Annotated in this window: 18 protein-coding genes and 3 tRNA genes; 4 read left to right on the top strand and 17 right to left on the bottom strand. The window is 64.5% G+C overall.

Annotation, left to right across the window (positions count from 1 at the left end):
• From yfmH to ACH2AT_RS01790, 9 genes are all read right to left on the bottom strand, one after another.
• Positions 1 to 1,257: an EF-P 5-aminopentanol modification-associated protein YfmH gene (yfmH, locus tag ACH2AT_RS01830; protein ID WP_394963065.1), complete on the bottom strand. Its 1,257-nt coding sequence runs from the start codon at positions 1,255 to 1,257 to the stop codon at positions 1 to 3.
• Positions 1,250 to 2,527, bottom strand: a complete 1,278-nt coding sequence (locus ACH2AT_RS01825) for a M16 family metallopeptidase (RefSeq protein WP_394963064.1) — start codon at positions 2,525 to 2,527, stop codon at positions 1,250 to 1,252. Before ACH2AT_RS01825 ends, yfmH begins: the two co-directional genes overlap by 8 nt.
• Positions 2,528 to 2,541: 14 nt before the next feature.
• Positions 2,542 to 3,426, bottom strand: a complete 885-nt coding sequence (locus tag ACH2AT_RS01820; protein WP_394963063.1) for a M15 family metallopeptidase — start codon at positions 3,424 to 3,426, stop codon at positions 2,542 to 2,544.
• A 158-nt stretch (positions 3,427 to 3,584) separates the two neighbouring features.
• Positions 3,585 to 4,856, bottom strand: a complete 1,272-nt coding sequence (locus ACH2AT_RS01815; RefSeq protein WP_394963062.1) for a diaminopimelate decarboxylase — start codon at positions 4,854 to 4,856, stop codon at positions 3,585 to 3,587.
• Positions 4,857 to 5,009: 153 nt separating this feature from the next.
• Entirely contained in the window at positions 5,010 to 5,660 is a 651-nt protein-coding gene (gene phoU / locus ACH2AT_RS01810) for a phosphate signaling complex protein PhoU (protein ID WP_394963060.1), read from the bottom strand.
• Between the two features lie 13 nt (positions 5,661 to 5,673).
• Positions 5,674 to 6,435: a phosphate ABC transporter ATP-binding protein PstB gene (gene pstB, locus ACH2AT_RS01805; RefSeq protein ID WP_330058649.1), complete on the bottom strand. Its 762-nt coding sequence runs from the start codon at positions 6,433 to 6,435 to the stop codon at positions 5,674 to 5,676.
• On the bottom strand, positions 6,432 to 7,352 hold the full coding sequence (gene pstA / locus ACH2AT_RS01800) for a phosphate ABC transporter permease PstA (RefSeq protein WP_394963057.1): 921 nt from the start codon (positions 7,350 to 7,352) through the stop codon (positions 6,432 to 6,434). Before pstA ends, pstB begins: the two co-directional genes overlap by 4 nt.
• Complete coding sequence (pstC, locus tag ACH2AT_RS01795; protein WP_394963055.1) at positions 7,349 to 8,215, bottom strand: phosphate ABC transporter permease subunit PstC; 867 nt, start codon at positions 8,213 to 8,215, stop codon at positions 7,349 to 7,351. The genes pstA and pstC overlap by 4 nt, the downstream gene beginning before the upstream one ends.
• A gap of 77 nt (positions 8,216 to 8,292) precedes the next feature.
• Positions 8,293 to 9,171, bottom strand: a complete 879-nt coding sequence (locus ACH2AT_RS01790; RefSeq protein WP_394963053.1) for a phosphate ABC transporter substrate-binding protein — start codon at positions 9,169 to 9,171, stop codon at positions 8,293 to 8,295.
• 219 nt (positions 9,172 to 9,390) lie between these two features.
• Between ACH2AT_RS01790 and ACH2AT_RS01785 the strand changes: the two genes are divergently transcribed.
• The 3 genes from ACH2AT_RS01785 (at position 9,391) to ACH2AT_RS01775 (ending at position 10,590) form a co-directional block, all read left to right on the top strand.
• Positions 9,391 to 9,678 carry a hypothetical protein gene (locus ACH2AT_RS01785; protein ID WP_394963051.1) on the top strand — a complete coding sequence of 96 codons (288 nt, stop codon included), beginning with the start codon at positions 9,391 to 9,393 and terminating at the stop codon, positions 9,676 to 9,678.
• Positions 9,679 to 9,790: 112 nt separating this feature from the next.
• Complete coding sequence (locus tag ACH2AT_RS01780) at positions 9,791 to 10,012, top strand: PC4/YdbC family ssDNA-binding protein (protein ID WP_330058645.1); 222 nt, start codon at positions 9,791 to 9,793, stop codon at positions 10,010 to 10,012.
• A complete protein-coding gene (locus ACH2AT_RS01775) occupies positions 10,012 to 10,590 on the top strand; it encodes a hydrolase (protein WP_394963048.1) in 579 nt (192 codons plus the stop codon). The genes ACH2AT_RS01780 and ACH2AT_RS01775 overlap by 1 nt, the downstream gene beginning before the upstream one ends.
• Before the next feature lie 56 nt (positions 10,591 to 10,646).
• Here ACH2AT_RS01775 and ACH2AT_RS01770 read toward each other — a convergent pair whose 3' ends face one another.
• The 5 genes from ACH2AT_RS01770 to ACH2AT_RS01750 all read right to left on the bottom strand — a co-directional run bounded on the left by ACH2AT_RS01770 (position 10,647) and on the right by ACH2AT_RS01750 (position 12,803).
• Positions 10,647 to 11,822: an MFS transporter gene (locus ACH2AT_RS01770; protein ID WP_394963046.1), complete on the bottom strand. Its 1,176-nt coding sequence runs from the start codon at positions 11,820 to 11,822 to the stop codon at positions 10,647 to 10,649.
• A complete protein-coding gene (locus ACH2AT_RS01765) occupies positions 11,812 to 12,387 on the bottom strand; it encodes a helix-turn-helix domain-containing protein (protein ID WP_394963044.1) in 576 nt (191 codons plus the stop codon). Before ACH2AT_RS01765 ends, ACH2AT_RS01770 begins: the two co-directional genes overlap by 11 nt.
• Positions 12,388 to 12,516: 129 nt before the next feature.
• Positions 12,517 to 12,591 (bottom strand) — tRNA-Gln (locus tag ACH2AT_RS01760).
• Between the two features lie 51 nt (positions 12,592 to 12,642).
• Positions 12,643 to 12,719 (bottom strand) — tRNA-His (locus tag ACH2AT_RS01755).
• A 7-nt stretch (positions 12,720 to 12,726) separates the two neighbouring features.
• Positions 12,727 to 12,803: transfer RNA gene (locus tag ACH2AT_RS01750), tRNA-Arg, on the bottom strand.
• A gap of 187 nt (positions 12,804 to 12,990) precedes the next feature.
• Between ACH2AT_RS01750 and ACH2AT_RS01745 the strand changes: the two genes are divergently transcribed.
• Positions 12,991 to 13,524: an inorganic diphosphatase gene (locus tag ACH2AT_RS01745; protein WP_394963042.1), complete on the top strand. Its 534-nt coding sequence runs from the start codon at positions 12,991 to 12,993 to the stop codon at positions 13,522 to 13,524.
• A gap of 45 nt (positions 13,525 to 13,569) precedes the next feature.
• Here ACH2AT_RS01745 and ACH2AT_RS01740 read toward each other — a convergent pair whose 3' ends face one another.
• The 3 genes from ACH2AT_RS01740 to ACH2AT_RS01730 form a co-directional block, all read right to left on the bottom strand.
• Entirely contained in the window at positions 13,570 to 14,934 is a 1,365-nt protein-coding gene (locus tag ACH2AT_RS01740; RefSeq protein WP_394963040.1) for an MATE family efflux transporter, read from the bottom strand.
• Positions 14,935 to 14,971: 37 nt separating this feature from the next.
• The gene (locus ACH2AT_RS01735) at positions 14,972 to 15,631 is read right to left on the bottom strand and encodes a pentapeptide repeat-containing protein (protein ID WP_394963038.1); all 660 of its coding nucleotides are present in this window, start codon (positions 15,629 to 15,631) and stop codon (positions 14,972 to 14,974) included.
• Positions 15,632 to 15,714: 83 nt separating this feature from the next.
• The gene (locus tag ACH2AT_RS01730; RefSeq protein WP_394963036.1) at positions 15,715 to 16,638 is read right to left on the bottom strand and encodes an NDP-sugar synthase; all 924 of its coding nucleotides are present in this window, start codon (positions 16,636 to 16,638) and stop codon (positions 15,715 to 15,717) included.
• Positions 16,639 to 16,663: the final 25 nt, after the last annotated feature.

Below are 16,663 nucleotides of genomic sequence, written 5' to 3'. Positions count from 1 at the left end.
TCAGGCGGGGTCCACCACCACGGTGGCGCTGCGCGCGGGGTCCAGCATGGTCTGCAGGGCGTCGTCCAGGTCCTGTTTGGTCACGCTGGCAAGGGCTTCCAGTTCCTCGCCCGGCCGGCAGCCCCGCAGAAAGCTGCCCGCCAGAAGCGAGGCCGCGCTCTCGGTGCTCTCCAGGTCCTGCACCATCTCGCCGTAGAGCTGGTTCTTGCACAGGGTGAACAGTTCCCCGTCCACCCCTTCGGCGCGCAGCCGCTCGATCTCGGCCAGCAGCATGTCCCGCACCTTTTCCGGCTGGTCGGTCTCGCCGGTGAACATGAAGCAGCACAGGCCGTCCAGCGCCAGGAACTCGCCGTCAAAGCCGGGGTTCACCAGATTCTGGTCGTAGAGGGTGCGGTACAGGGGGGTCATGCCGCCGCAGATGACCTCCGTGAGCATGTCGCAGACGACCTCGAACTTCACCCCGCGCACCGGGGCCTCCTTGAAGCCCACGCCGAGGCACGGCTTTGCCACCTGCATGGAAAAGCGGGCTTCGGGCCGGGCGATGGCCGGGGGCTCTGCGGCTTCGATGCGCCGCACGCTTTGTGGCCGGGCGGGCAGCTTCGCCCGCCCGCAGGCGGCCAGCACCTGCTCCATGGTCACGTTGCCCGCCACCGCCAGCACCATATTGCCGGGGTTATAGAAGGCGCGGCAGCTGTCGTAGAGCATGTCCGGTGTGATGGAGGCGATGCTCTTCACCGTGCCGGCGATATCGTGGCGGATGGGGTGGTTGTGATACAAACAGCCGAAGATGGCGGTCATCACCCGCCAGTCGGGGCTGTCGTTGTACATCTTTATCTCCTGGCCGATGATGCCCTGCTCCTTGGCGATGGTGGCCTCGGTGAAGTAGGGCTCGTTCACCATGCTCAAGAGGATGTCCAGGTTTTCGTCCACCTTGTCGGTGGCGGAAAAGAGGTAGCAGGTCTTGTCGAAGCTGGTGTAGGCGTTGGCGGAGGCGCCGGTCTTGGCAAAGCGGGCGAAGGCGTCGCCTTCCTCGCTCTCGAACATCTTGTGCTCCAGGAAATGGGCGGTTCCGGCGGGCAGATGGACGATTTTGCCGTCCACCTCAAAGTCCAGGTCGATGGACCCGAAACGGGTGCCGTAGATGGCGTAGGTGCTGCTGTAGCCCGGCATGGGGCGCACCAGCACGGTGAGGCCGCTTTCCAGCACGGCGCTCTGGCAGCCGACGGCGCGGCGCACGGCGTCAAAGTTCTCAGCCATGGGTCTCCTCCTTTTGGGTCACAAGATAGCTCACCGACAGGGTGAACCGGCGCAGGATGTCCCGCACCTGGGCGGCCCCGATGGCCTCAAGGCGGGCGGCGGCCTCTTCAGGGGTGCTGACACGGCCGCCCCGCATGATCTCGCTGAAATACCAGCTTTCCAGGCTGGCCAGGCTGTCGCCCACGCCGGCCAGGCTGCCGGCAAGGGCCAGGCGGGCGTTTTGCAGCTCTTCGGGGGCGATGGGGCCCTCCCGCAGTTTTTCCAGCTCCGCCAGGATGGCCGCCTCGGCCTTTCCGGCGTTGGCGGGCTCCACGCCGCTGTCCACCATCATGCAGCCGGAGGCGGCGGTGATGCGGCTGGCGCAGTAGTAGCAGAGGCTCTGCTTTTCCCGCACGTTCAAAAACAGGCGGCTGGAGGGCAGCCCTCCGAACACGCACATGGCCATGCGGTAGGCATCCAGTTCTTCCGGGTCCGCCGGGCGGCCCATGGTGAACAGCATGCACAGCTTTGCCTGCACCAGGTCCAGCTTTTCCTCAAAATGCTGCGCCGGAACGGCGGGCATAGCCAGAAAGGAAGGCAGCGGGGCCGGCTCGCGGCGCAGCCCTTCCAGCGCCGAAGCCAGCCTTGCCCGCACGGCGGCCTCGTCCATGCCCAGCACCATCACGTCGATGGAAGCGCGCTCGAGGATGTCCTTGTAGGCAGCGGTGAGGCTGGCGGGGGTGACGGCGGGCAGGTCCTCCAGGTAACCGTCCCGGGCGACGCCCGCCGCAGAATCCCCGAAGAAACGGCGCTGGGCCTGCCGCACGCAGTAAAGGCGCTTGTCGTTGATCTCGCTCTCCAGCTGACGGGCGAGGGTGGCTTTTTCGATGTTCACCGCCTCGGCGGAAAACTCGCCGTTCTCAAAATAGGGCTCAAAGGCCACGCCGAAGGCCAGAGCGGCATATTCGGCGGAGAGGCGCTCCCCTTCCAGGGCGAACTCGTCCTTGATGCCGGTGACGCTGACGCTCAGCACCCGGCAGGCGCCCTGCATGAAGGTGGCCACGGTGAGGTCCGCGCCGTAGAGCTTGGCCAGCTTGCGGGAGAGGGCGGTCATGTCCGGGCAGGCGGAATAGCCCCGCTCCAGCACCAGCGGCAGCAGGGCGTGGTCGGTGGCCGCGGGCCGGGCGGCGGCGAAGCGGAAGTGGATGGAAAGGCGGCAGCGGTTGAATTTATCCGCCGGCAGGGTGTGCAGCCGCACGCCGGGGGCGATGGATTCGGTGTGTAAGCTCATAGGTCTCCTTTTTGTCAGGCGGAAAGCCCGTCCAGATATTCTTCCAGGCATTTGCCGCTCTCGGTGATGGCTTTCGCGTTCTCCACACCCACATAGCGGTAGTGCCAGGGCTCGTAGATGATGCCGGTGATGGCCTGCTTGTCCTCGGGATAGCGCAGGATGAAGCCGTAGCCCGGCGCGTGCTCGAACAGCCACTGGGCCGCGTCGGTGTTCGCAAAGGCGGAATCCAGGGTCTGGTGGTCGGGGGTGACGATGTCCGCCGCGAGGCCGGAGTTGTGCTCGGAATAGCCGGGCACGGCCACCACAGTCTTGGCCTTGTCGTAGGCCTCCTGGTCGGAAAGCCCGTCATCCAGCCACTTCTGCTTTTCCTGGTCGAAGAGGTTCTGCTGGTATTCCACCGTGCGGTAGCCCGAGCAGAGCAGCAGTTCCACCCCGTCCACGGCGGCGGCCTGCTTCATCTGCATGTAGGCGTCGGCGGCCTCGTCCGCCAGCTCCTTCTGGGTGGAGGCCTCGGCCACCTTGGTGGTGATCTGCCAGTCCTCCGGCAGGGCCACGTTGTTGTTCACCAGGGTCAGCCGCCAGTCGCCGTCGGATGCGGGGATGACGGTCTCGCCGGAAGAGGCGGGCTCGCTGGACGTGGTGGAAGAGGAGCCGGGCGCGCTGGAAGGCTCGCTGGCGGGCACGCTGGCGCTCTGGCCAAAGGCGCCGCTGTTCTCCTTCCCGCCGGCGAGAACGCCCGCCAGCTTGAACGCGCCGAAGCCCGCCGCGGCGATGAGCGCAAGGCAGACGGCGCAGAAAATCAGGCGGTTGCGCATCACCTGACGCTTGCGGCGGGCGCGGGCGGCGGCGCGGCGGCGGCGCTCGCTTTCACTCATATCACGGGGGGGATAGCTGGGCATGGGGGGGTACACTCCTTCGGTTTTTCAGCCGCCGGAAGGCGGCGCTCTTCTCGAATGATCCAGTTACTTATTATACACCCGGCACACGCGGCTGTAAATCGAAGAATTGCAAACAAAATGTAACAGGCCGCCGCCCTCTGTGGCGGCGGCCTGCGCGGTCAGCCTTTTTGCAGTTTGTCCCAATAGGGGGTGAAATCAAAGGTGGCAAAATAGTCCGCCGGGGTCTCGGCACGGCGGATGAGCTGGTGGGAGCCGTCCTCCTTCAGCAGCACCTCGGCGCTGCGCAGCTTGCCGTTGTAGTTGTAGCCCATGGAAAAGCCGTGGGCGCCGGTGTCGTGGATGACCACGATGTCGCCGATCTCGATCTTGGGCAGGGGCCGGTCCACGGCGAACTTGTCGTTGTTTTCGCACAATCCGCCGGTAACATCGTAGATGCGGTCGCAGGGCTCGTCCTCCTTGCCCAGCACGGTGATGTGGTGGTAGGCGCCGTACATGGCCGGGCGCATCAGGTTGGCGGCGCAGGCGTCCAGGCCCACGTAGTCCTTCTGGATGTGCTTTTCGTGGAGCACGGTGGCCACCAGATGGCCGTAGGGCGCCAGCATGAAGCGGCCCAGCTCGGTGAAGATGGCAACGTCCCCCATGCCCGCGGGCACGAGGATCTCTTCAAACTTTTTGCGCACGCCCTCGCCGATGGCATTGATGTCGCTTTTGGGCTGGTAGGGGGCGTAGTCCACGCCCACGCCGCCGGAGAGGTTCACGAAGGCTATTTTGGCGCCGGTGGCCTCGCGCAGGCGCACCGCCAGCTCGAACAGGATGCCCGCCAGGGTGGGATAGTACTCGTTGTAGGTGGTGTTGCTGGCCAAAAAGGCGTGGATGCCGAACTGCTTTGCGCCCCTGGCCATCAGCTTTTTGAAGGCGCTGACCATCTGCACCTCGGTCATGCCGTACTTGGCTTCGCCGGGGTTGTCCATGATGTCGTTGCCCAGGCTGAACATGCCGCCGGGATTGTAGCGGCAGCAGACGGTCTCGGGCACGCCCGCCACCCGGTCCAGAAATTCCACGTGGGTGTAGTCGTCCAGGTTGATGTAGGCGCCCATCTCAGCGGCCTTTTTCATATCCTTTACGGGGGTCACGTTGGAGGAGAACATCACGTCGTGGCCGGTGATGCCGCAGGCCTCGCTGAGGACCAGCTCGGTGTAGGAGGAGCAGTCCATGCCGCAGCCTTCCTCTTTTAAGATCTGCATCAGGTAGGGGTTCGGGGTGGCCTTGACGGCGAAATACTCCTTGAAGCCCTTGTTCCAGCTGAAGGCTTTGTAAAGGCGGCGGGCGTTCTCCCGGATGCCCTTCTCGTCGTAGATATGGAACGGCGTGGGCACATCGGCAATGATCTGCCGGGCCTGTTCCAGTGTGATGAACGGTACTTTCTGCATGCTGCTTTTCTCCCCTCTCTGCGGCGCGCGGGCGCGCTGCCCGGCCCGAAGTTTCATTATTATAGCACGATAAAGCGCCCTTGGCAACTGCAAACAAAAAACGCCGCCCCGGCCCTTGGCGGGCCGGAGGCGGCAAAAGAGAAAAGAAAAGGCTCAGATGCGAAGCTCGCCCTTGACGATGTATTCGATCCACTCCGCCAGGTTGGTGGCATGGTCGCTCATGCGCTCCAGGTATTTGGCGATCATCAGATAGTCCACATACTGGGAGATGGCGCCGGGGTTGGCGGCCATCATCTGGCACAGCTCCTCGCACACTTCCTCGAAGTAGTCGTCCTGGGCGTCGTCCTGGGCGGCCACAAGGCGGGCCTTCTCCACGTCCAGGTCCACATAGGCCTGCACGGTGTCCTGCACCATCTTCTGCATCAGGGCGAACATCTCAGAGAAATAGGGGATGTGGTCCACCCTGTCCTTGCCGGAAAGTTTGATGACATACTCGCTGATGTCGGCGCAGTGGTCGGCGATGCGTTCCAGATCGGCGATCATACGCATGATGGAGGCAATGCGCCGCCAGTCGCCCGCCACGGGGCTCTGGGTGACCACCAGGGCCAGGCACTCCTGCTCGATGTCCCGCTCCATCTGGTCGAACGCGTCGTCTCCTTCCATCACTGCGCGGGCCAGGCCGGCGTCCAGCTGCTCCAGGGCGCGCTGGGTGCGGCCGATGGCCTGCACGATGCCGCCGCCCATCTCCATCACATGCACGCGCAGCTGGCCCAGGGCCTCGGTGTAATTGTTTCGGGTCTGCATAATTGCCTCCTTGTCAGCCGAACCGGCCGGTGATGTAATCCTCGGTGCGCTTGTCCTGGGGGTTCTGGAAGATCTGGATGGTGGGGCCGTACTCCACCAGTTCGCCCAGCAGGAAGAAGGCGGTCTTGTCCGAGATACGGCTGGCCTGCTGCATATTGTGGGTCACGATGACCACGGTGTAGTTCTTTTTCAGGTCGGCCATCAGGTCCTCGATGCGCAGGGTGCTGCCGGGGTCCAGGGCGCTGGTGGGTTCGTCCATCAGCAGCACGTCCGGCTCCACCGCCAGCGCCCTGGCGATGCAAAGGCGCTGCTGCTGGCCGCCGGAGAGGCCCATGGCACTCTTTTTCAGGCGGTCCTTCACTTCGTCCCACAGCGCCGCGCCCCGCAGGCTCTTTTCCACCAGCTCGTCCAACTCCGCGTGGGAGTGGTTGCCGTGAAGCCGGGGGCCGTAGGCCACGTTGTCGTAGATGCTCATGGGGAAGGGGTTGGGCTTCTGGAACACCATGCCCACCCGGCGGCGCAGCTCGTTCACGTCCACATCCTTTTCGTAGATGTCCTGGCCGTTCAGCAGCACCTGGCCGGTGATGCGCACCGAGGGGATGAGGTCGTTCATGCGGTCCAGCGTTTTGAGGAAGGTGGACTTGCCGCAGCCCGAGGGCCCGATCAGGGCGGTGATCTCGTTCTTCTGGATGTCCATGTTGATGCCCTTCAGCGCCTCGGTCTCGCCGTAGTACAGGTGAAGGTCTTTCGATTGCAAAATGGGGGTCTCGCTCATTGTGCGCCCTCCTTCTTTTTCATTCGGTTGCGTACCAGCCGGGTGGCGGCGTTCAGCCCCAGCACCAGCACCATCAGGATGGCGGCGATGGCATAGCCCACGTCGAACTCGCCGCGCTCGCTCACATACATATACAGCGCCACGGACAAAGTGCCGCCGCTGCGGGAGAAGGCCGCGAACACATTTTTGGCAATGACGGTGCCCACGCCGGCGGTGAACAGCAGGGCGGCGCTTTCGCCCACGATGCGGCCCACGGCCAGGATGCAGCCGGTGATGATGCCCTCCAGCGAGGAAGGCAGCACGATGGTGCGGATCATATACCACTTGGTGGCCCCCAGGCCCAGCGCGCCCTCACGGTAGCTGGCGGGCACGGTCTTGAGGCTCTCCTGGGTGGTGCGGATGATGGTGGGCAAAATCATGATGACCAGGGTGCAGCCGCCGGAGAGAAGGCTGGTCTTGAAGCCCAGCATCTGGGCGAAGAACAGCATGCCCACCAGGCCGTAGAGGATGGAGGGGATGCCCGCCAGCGCCTCGGTGGCGAACTCCACCAGGCTGATGAGGCGGCGGCTGGTGGCGTACTCGGTGAGGTACACCGCCGCACCCACGCCCAGCGGCAGGGCCAGCAGCAGGCTGAAGGCCACGATGTAGAGGGTGTTCAGGATGTTGGGCAGGATGCCGATGGTGTCCTTCAGCGCGCTGGGCGCGGTGGAGAGCAGCTGCCAGGTGATGTGGGGCACGCCCTTGACGAAGATGTAGCCGATGAGGCCGATGAGCAGCGCGCAGGTAAGCGCCGCCGCCGTATAGACGAGGCCCAGCAGCACAGCGCTTTTGGCCTTGCGCACGGCAAGTTTCGAAGGGGCGGCAGCTTTTTCGGCGCGCGCGCCGGATGCGTTCAGTGTTGCCTGCATGGTGCTCATTCCTTCTCCCCCCGTTTCAGCATGCGGCCCAAGAGGCCGTTGACCAGCATGATAAAGATGAACAGCACCAGAGCGATGCTGAACAGCGCCTGCCTCTGCAGGCCGCTGGCGTAGCTCATCTCCTTGGCCACCGCGGTGGTCAGGAAGGTGACGCTCTTGAACAGGCCCGGCATGTTGGGCACGTTGCCGGCCACCATCATAACGGCCATGGCCTCGCCGATGGCGCGGCCCACGCCCAACACGACGCCCGCGCCGATGCCGCTTTTCGCGGCGGGCAGGCTGACCTTGAAGACGGTCTCCATCCAGGTGGCGCCGAGGGCGAGGCTGGCGTGCTCATACTCGGGCGGCACGGCGTTCAGCGCCGTCTCGCTCACCGACACGATGCCGGGCAAAATCATAATGGCCAGCACCAGCATGGCGGCCAGAAGGCAGGTGCCGTTGTCCAGATGGAACACCTGCATCATCAGCGGCACCAGCACCATCATGCCCACCAGGCCGTAGACCACGCTGGGGATGCCCGCCAGCAGGTCCACCGCCGGGCGCACGATGGACGCCACCCGGGGGCTGGCCACCTTGGAGAGGAACACTGCGGTGAGCACCCCCACCGGCACGCCGATGACGATGGCGCCCAGGGTGCCCCAGATGCTGGTGAGGATGAAGGGCAGGATGCCGAAGCTGGGCTCGGCCGCGGTGGACTTCCACACGGTGCCCAGCAAAAACTCGCCCAGGCCGATCTCCTTGATGGCGGGCAGGCCGGCGGTGATGATGTAGAGGCTGATGAGGGCCACAAAGGCGATGGCCAGCATGCCGCAGATGAAGAACACGGCGTGCATGACCGCCTCGGTGATGTGTTTGGTTTTCATGGGCGTTCTCCTTTCACAGCCCGGCAAAAGCCGCACGGCGCGGGCCGTGCGGCTCTTTTCGGGGGACCGTGGGTGTGTTACGCCAGGGGCACCGCGCCGGCGTCGATGATCAGCTGGTGGGCGTCCTCGCTCAGGGCGAAGTCGATGAAGCCTTTAGCGGCGTCGCTCAGCTCAGCGCCCTCCTTGGTGACAAAGACGAAGGGACGCTGCACCTTGTAGCTGCCGTCCTGCACGGTGGCCTCAGTAGCCTCCACGCCGTCGACGGTCACAGCCTTGACCTTCTCATCCACAGCGGACAGGGAGGCGTAGCCGAAGGCGTTGGGGTTGGCGGCCACGGCGGCGATCACGGCGCCGGTGCTGGTCAGCTCCTGATCGTAGACGCAGACATCCTCCACGCCGACAATGCTCTCGAAGCCGTCGCGGGTGCCGCTGCCGGCCTCACGGCCGATCAGGACCACGGGGGCGTCGGGGCCGCCCACCTCGCTCCAGTTGGTGATGGTGCCGTCGGCCAGGCCCTTGATCTGCTCCAGGGACAGGTCGGTGACGGTGTTCTCGTTGTTCACGATGATGGCGATGCCATCCAGGGCGAAGGTGGTGCCCACCAGGCCGGTCTCGTCCTCTTTCAGAGCGCGGCTGGAAAGGCCGATGTCCAGGGTGCCCTCAGAGGCACCGGTGATGCCGGCGCCGCTGCCGGTGGGATCGTAAGTAACGTCAACGCCGGGGTTCGCGTTCATGAAGGACTCCTGCATGGCCAGGATGACCTTCTCCACGCTGGTGGAGCCGCCGGTGGTCACCGCGCCTTCCAGCTCAGCGGTCTGGGAGGCAGGGGTGCTGGTGGTGGTGGTGTCAGAACTGTCGGTGTTGGCGGCGGGGGCGCTGGAAGAAGGGGCGCTGCCACAGGCTGCCAGGCTCACGGCCATGCACAGAGCGGCCGCAAAAGCAACAAACTTTTTCATTTTCTTTTCTCTCCTTACGATTCATGTGTTGCTCAGGATTTGGTTCCCTCCTGTGGGGAACGGTTACAGTATACCGCCCGGTTTCGAAAATCCGCTATCGCATTCCGGTAAAAAGCGGGTAAAATCGCAGGAGCTTCTGTTTTGCGGATTTTACATTCCGTGTGATGCATATTCCGCCCTTTTTCGCGCAACTTATAGAAAAGGAAGGAGATGACCCATTTGAGCACACTCAAGGATTTCGTGCACCACGAACTGAACGCGATGCCCGGCCCGGCGCCAAAGGCCCCCGCCCCGCCTGCCGCGCCCGAACGCAGCCGGGCCCCGGCCGCCGCCTCCGGCGCGGCAAGTCCCGGCGCCAAAGCGGCCAAAGCCGTGGCCGAGGGCGCGCTGAAAGGCGCGCTTTACTACACCCAGGTGGAGGCCCACGCCTGCCGGGAAGGCTGGGTGGAGAGCGACGAGACGGTAAAAAGCAAGCTGTGCAGCAAGGAGGAATTCCCCCAGGGGTAAAAGGCAGCTTTTGCCAAATCGCACTTGCATTCTCGCTTTTGATACATTAGAATAGAGGCGAACGTCCGCCCGGAAGGCGGCACGGAAAACCATCAAAAGCGAGGAGCAGGTTATGGCAGAATTCAAATACGAGATCACCCAGCGCATCGCCGTGCTTTCCCAGAGCGCCAACGGCTGGGAGCGGCAGCTGAACATGGTGAGCTGGAACGACCGCGAGCCCAAGTACGACATCCGCGACTGGTCGCCCGACGGCAGCAAGATGGGCAAGGGCATCAGCCTGAGCCGCGACGAGATCGCCATCCTGAAGGGCATCCTGGAAGAGATGGATCTGTGATGGGATACCGGGAAGAATTTTGCGACATCTGGCGGCGGGAGGTCTCCCGCCCCGGCGCGGACAGGCTGCTGGAGTGGCTTTCCTCCACCGACTTTTTCAAAGCGCCCGCCTCCACCCGTTTCCACGGCGCCTGCGAGGAGGGGCTGGTGATGCACAGCCTGAACGTGTATCACGCCCTGATGGACCGCTTTTTTGAAGAGGGCGACAACCCCGAAAGCATGGCCGTCTGCGGCCTTTTGCACGATCTGTGCAAGGCCAATTATTACAAGGCCGGCAGCCGCAACGTGAAAAACGAGGCCACCGGCCAGTGGGAAAAGGTGCCCATCTTCATGGTGGAGGACCAGTTCCCCTACGGCCACGGCGAGAAGAGCGTTTATCTCATCGAGCGCTTCATCCGTTTAAAGCCCGCCGAGGCGGTGGCCATCCGCTGGCACATGGGCGGCTTTGACGACGCCGCCCGGGGCGGCTGCCGCGCCATCAGCGAGGCCTACGACGCCTATCCGCTGGCGGTCAAGCTGCACCTGGCGGACCTCACCGCCACCTATCTGATGGAAAAAGGCACCGGCGCGCATCGGTAAAGCCCTGTCAAGCAGAAACCTCCCCGTTCGGCCTGCGGGCCGGGCGGGGAGGTCTTTTATTTTGCTTTGCGCCTGCGCAGGGCCCACGCGGCCAGCCAGGCCAGCATCCCCGCCGCCAGCACGCCGCCGGCGGCCAGCCACACCTGGGGGATGGTGCCCACCGCCGCCCCCGCCGAGAGCAAAGGCGAAGCGGCGAGCCCGCCCAGCTGCATGCTCAGTGAACTGGCGGAGAGCAGAGTGGCCCGCTGGCTGGGAGGAGCCGCCTCGTTCATCAGGCTGGAAGTCAGGTAGTCGCCCCAGCCGACCATGACATAAAAGAGGAAATAGGCCGCCACGAACGTCACCGGCGCCCCCGAAGCGCCCAGGGCCATCAGCCCCGCCCCAACCAGGGCGGCGGCCCCCAGCAGCTTTGCCAGGGTGGGGCGGCGGGTAAGGCGCGGCCCCAGCACCGACCCCGCTGCCGCGGCGTAGAACGCCCCTCCGCCCAGGGCCCCCAGGGCCCATCCGGCGGCGGAACTGTTCAGCAGCTGCTCGAACCGGGGCTGATAGAACACCTCCACCGAAAAAAGCGCCGGCGCCAGGGCGGCGGAACAGAGCACCAGCGCCCGCACCAGGCCCCTGCCCCGCAGGGTGGCGGCCAGCTGGGCCACCGGGTTTGCCTCTCCCTCCTCACCTTCCACCGTGTGCTCCACAAGGCCCGCGCCCAGCGCCAGCGATGCCGCCACCAGCATCCCTTTCAATGCCAGGGGCGCCCACAGCCGCCCGGTGACGGCATAGGCCCCGCCTCCCGCAAGGCACCCCGCTGCCAGCCCCACGCTGTTGAGGGCGCTGATGCGGGCGGTGCACCGAGGCAGCGCCTCCGGCCCGTTTTTGAGCAGGAATTCCTCCACCACCAGCGCGTCCAGGCTGCCGGAGGAAAAGGCCCGGGCGAGGCCCTGGAACGCCATGGCTGCCAGCACCGCCGCCGTCCCCCGCCCCAGGATAAGCAGCCCCAGGCCGGGCAGCAGCAGCGCCAGCGAGATGAGAAAGCAGTTTTTGCGGCCCCAGCGGTCCGCCGCCATGCCGCTGGGCACCTCAAAGATCACCGCCACCGCCGAATAGAGCCCCACCGCCAGCGGCACCACCGCAAGACCGATGCCCTTGTCCAGCAAAAGCAGGGTGAGCAGCGGCGAGAGCAGGCCGCTGGAAAGGCCGTTGAGAAAGAGCAGCAGCCCGTGGCGTTTATCGAACATCGGGGGGCACCTCCGCGGCGTTGTAGGCCATCAGCACATACTCGTAGGCCGCGGCGCCGGGGCGGGGCGTCTCCCTCTCGCTGAGGAACTCCATCATCCTGCGCTGCAGTTCAATGGCTTCCTCCCTCGTGAGATAGACCACGCCGCTGTGCATGTCCCCCAGGCCCATCACGTCCTCTTCGGTCAGGCCCTTCTCCCCCGCCAGCCGTTTCAGGCCCTGCACCCCGGCCAGCACCTGCTCCACCGTGCGCTGCAAAAACATCTCCTGGGCCGCATCGTCCCCGCCGGGGGCCAGCAGCCCCAGCCGCACCGACACGTTCAGCGCTTTGTAATAGCGGGCGGTGATGCCCCGTATCTGCTCGGTATGGTCCAGGGCCACCACCCCCAGCCCCGCCAGTTTTTTGATGTGGAAGGTCACCGACGAGGCGGAAATGCCCATTTTATCCGCCAGCTCCTTCGGCGTCATGGGCCGGCCCGCCAGCTGCAACAGGCGCAGGATATCCTGCCTTGCCGGGTTCATAAAAGCGTTCTGCTTTTCACGGGTGTTCAGATCAATGACTTCCATGGCCGCCCCTCCATCACGTTACATGTTGTGTAACGATTATATCATTACGTGATGTGTAATGTCAAGGGGCAACTTTGTTCATCGCGCAAAAAAAACGCCGGCAGGCCCCTTTTCGGAGCCTGCCGGTTTTGGTTGGGTTGGCGGGATTCGAACCCACGGATGCGGGAGTCAAAGTCCCGTGCCTTACCGCTTGGCGACAACCCAGCTTGTTTATTGAAAAAAGCGAACTCTTTCGAGTTCGCTTTCCCTGTAATGTGGGGTGGCTAGTGGGACTCGAACCCACGGCCTCCAGAGCCACAATCTGGCGCGCTAGCCAACTGCGCCATAGCCACCACATATTGGTGCGCCCGGAGGGACTCGAACCCCCGGCCCACTGCTTAGAAGGCAGTTGCTCTATCCACCTGAGCTACGGGCGCCTGAAAGTTCAGGTCTCAGCGAAGCGCTGCTTGAATATCATACTATGCAAAGGGGCAAAAGTCAAGGCTTTGCAAAAAGTTTTTCCTTCCGGCCTATGGCCTTGCCACAAGGAATATGCTATACTGGTAGCAAACCAACGGCTGCGGCGCGGTTTGCCGCCCGGCCCGGAAAGGAAGTTTTGAATCAATGTCGAACATCTGGCATGACATGAACCCCGCCCGCATCACCGCCGAAGACTTTGTCGCCGTGATCGAGATCGAGAAAGGCTCGAAAAAGAAATACGAGCTGGACAAGGAGACCGGCCTCATCATCCTGGACCGCATCCTCTACACCTCCACCCACTACCCCGCCAACTACGGCCTCATCCCCCGCACCCTGTCGGATGACGGCGACCCGCTGGACGTGCTGGTGCTGTGCAGCGAGGTCATCCAGCCCATGAGCCTGGTGCGCTGCTACCCCATCGGCGTGTTCTCCATGCTGGACGGCGGCAAGCTGGACGAAAAGATCATCGCCATCCCCTTCAGCGACCCCACCTACAACTCCTACCGTGACATCAGCGAACTGCCCAGCCATCTGTTCAGCGAGATGCGCCACTTCTTCCAGGTGTACAAGAACCTGGAGGGCAAGGAGACGGTGGTCAACGAGGAGCAGGGCCACGAAGCCGCGATGGAGATCATCGACAAATGCCGCGAGGCCTACATCGAACACTATTGCAAATAATTTTTCGCGCACAAAAGCCCCGGGCCGCATGGCCCGGGGCTTCTTTCATTGGACGCAGATCTGCTGTTTTCTGGTCAGCCGCGCAAGGAACGCCAGAAAGACGCCGGTGAGGATGACGCCCTTGAAGATGCTGGAGATGGAGATGCTCCACCACACGCCGGAAAGGCCCAGGGCCGTGGCGCTGAGGGCGATGGCCGCGGGGATGCGCAGGCCGGTGAACACGATGCTCACCACGCTGGAGGGCAGAGTGTTGCCAAAGCCCGCGTAGGCGCCGCCTACCAGGATCTCCCAGCACATGAACAGTTCGGAATAGCCCAGGATGACCAGGTAGTCCACGCCCATGGGCAGCACGTCCGCCTCCGGGATGAAGAAACGGAAGATGGGCGCGGCGCAGAAAATGAGCAGCGCGCTGCACAGGATGCCCCAGACGGTCATGAGCAGAAACGCCGCGCCGAAGCCCCGCCGCGCCCGGCGCAGGTTGCCCGCGCCGCAGTTTTGGGCGATGAAGCTGTTCACCGCGGCGGCAAAGCCGTCGGCGGTCATCCAGCTGATGGACTCGATCTGGCTGCCCACCTTCTGCACCGCCACCGCCGCGTCGCCCCAGCCGGCCACCAGCCGGGCGATGACCATGCCGATGAGCGGAAAGATGATGTTCATCACGGTGGCCGGGCCGCTGACCTTGGCGATGGCCGCCAGTTCATCTCGGGCGGCAGGCCGCTTGAGGTGGACGTGGGCGAACAGGGTCTGGTCCTGCGCCGCATAGCGGGCCAGCAGGGCGAACACGATGCCCTGGGCGGCGACGGTGGCCACTGCCGCGCCTGCAACGCCCCACTTGGGGAAGGGGCCTGCGCCGAAGATGAGCACCGGGTCCAGCACGATGTTGGCGCCCAGGCCCACCGCCATGGCAAAGAAGGGGGTGCGGCTGTTGCCGGTGGCGTTGATGAGGGCCACCAGCACCTGGTTGACGAAGGAGAAGAACATGCCGAAACCCACGATGATGAGATAGGCCCGGGCCTGGGCCTCCACCTCGGCGCTGTTCAGCCGGAAGAAGCCGATCAGCGGCCCCGCCCCAACGAGCATCGCCGCCGTGTAGGCCAGCGACATCACGCCGCCCATCTGCAGCGCCGCCGCGGCATAGCGCCCGGCGGCCTCGATGTCGCCCGCGCCGATGCTCTGGGCCACCTTGACCTGGCCGCCCATGCGGGGCAGCACCGCCATGCCGTTGGAAAGCCACATGAACATGCCCGCCGCGCCCACGGCGGCCACGGCGCCCGCGCCCACCCGGCCGATCCAGATCATGTCGATCAGGTTATAGGCCATCTGCACCAGCTGGCTGCCCATGATGGGCAGCGCCAGCAAAGTCAGAGAGCGCAGGATGTTCCCTTTCAAAAGATCCACTTGTCTTGCCATGATTTCCCTCTTGTCTCCTCGGTAAAAAAGTCGCGTTTCAGCGCACGGTCACGCCCAGCAGGCGGGCAAGCTGGGCCGCCTGCCGCACGTTGACCGTAGCGCCTTTGAGTTCCGCGGCGGCGTCGCTCACCACCACGCCCTCCAGCTCGCTGTCGGTGAAGTCAAGCCCCGCCAGCGGCGTTTTGAAAAAGCTGGTGCGGAAAAATCTGCTGCGCGCCAGCGAAAGTTCCTTGTGCCGCCATTCACTGAGGCTGGCGGCGGAAAAATCGCACTCCTCCAGGCGCACGCGCTCCACGCTGGCGCCGGTGAAGTTCGCTTCGGTGAAGTTGCACCCCTCCAGCCGCACATGGGCCAGGCGGCAGTCCGGCAGGGATGCCGCCACCGCCTTGACCCCCTGCAGCTGACAGCGCAGGAAGTAAACTTCGCCGGCCCGCACCGCCGAAAGCTCGCAGTGTTTCAGCCGGCAGTCCACAAAGCTTGCCGCCCGCAGGTCGGCCCCGGTGAAGCGGCAGCCCTCGAACAGGCACTGTTCAAAGCGCATCTCCCGCAGCGTTTCGCCGCGGAGGTCCAGCCCGCAGAAATGCCAGCGGGCCAGCGGCTCCTGCTTTGCGGCGGCCATGGCGGCGAGTTCCTCGCCCCGTTCCGCCGTTTCCAGCCCTTCGGGCAGCGCCGGCGGCAGGATGGGCTTTTCCTTCATAGCACGTCCTCCCTTTTACACAGGCAAAGGGAACGGCCGGCTTTGCCGGCCGTTCCCTGCATGGTCTGCCTTTTGGGGAACGATCAGGTCCACAGCGGGGTGGGATACAGCCCGTCGGCCACCTTCTGGGCCAGGGCAGCCACAACGCCGGGCTTGTCTTCCTTGTAGGTCACGCCGTACCACTTGTCGGCGCTGTGCAGCACGGTCACCACTGCGGTGCCCTCGGCGAGCATCTGACCCACGACGGTGGGCAGCAGGAACTCGGTCTTGAGGGGGTTGGCGGTGCCGGCCAGCTCCTGCATGAAGGGCACGAAACGGGTCTTGAGCTCGCCCACAAAGCTGGGGTCGAAGCCCCACAGGTTCATGGAAACGGGGGTGTCCACGGGCACGTCGGTCCAGGTGGCGCCGTCGTCCTCGGTGAAGTGGATGCCGCCCTCGTAGGTGCCGATCTTGGTGCGCTCCACCACATTGACCAGATGGCCGTCCGCGCTGACCTGGCACAGGCCGCGGGCCACGGTGCCGTGCTCGGTGACGGTGCTGTCCAGCCGGTAGGCCACCATGCCGTACTTGCCCACGCCGCACCCGTCGCTGGCCAGGTAGTCGTAGATGGTCTTGAAGGCGGAGGGGCCGTAGTAGTCGTCGGCGTTGATCACCGCGAAGGGCGCGTCCAGCACGTCCCGGGCCGCCAGGATGGCATGGCCGGTGCCCAGAGGCTTCTCACGGCCTTCGGGCAGGGTGCAGCCGGCGGGGATGTCGTCCAGCTGCTGGTAGGCGTAGCGCACTTCCATGAATTTCTCGGCGCGCTGGCCCACGGTCTCCTTGAAGGCCTCTTCGATCTCGTGCTTGATGATGAACACCACGGTCTCGAAGCCGGCGCGCTTGGCGTCGTAGAGCGAGTAGTCCATGATGACCTCGCCGCTGGGGCCCACCGGGTCGATCTGCTTGAGGCCGCCGTAACGGCTGCCCATGCCGGCAGCCAGCACCACTAAGATAGGTTTCTTGCGCATGTTCGTTGTCTCCCTTCGTTGTTTG

This window comes from Candidatus Allofournierella excrementigallinarum (assembly GCF_944388085.1).
Taxonomy (GTDB): Bacteria; Bacillota; Clostridia; order Oscillospirales; family Ruminococcaceae; genus Allofournierella_A; species Allofournierella_A excrementigallinarum.
This window is presented reverse-complemented; position numbering and strand designations above follow the sequence as displayed.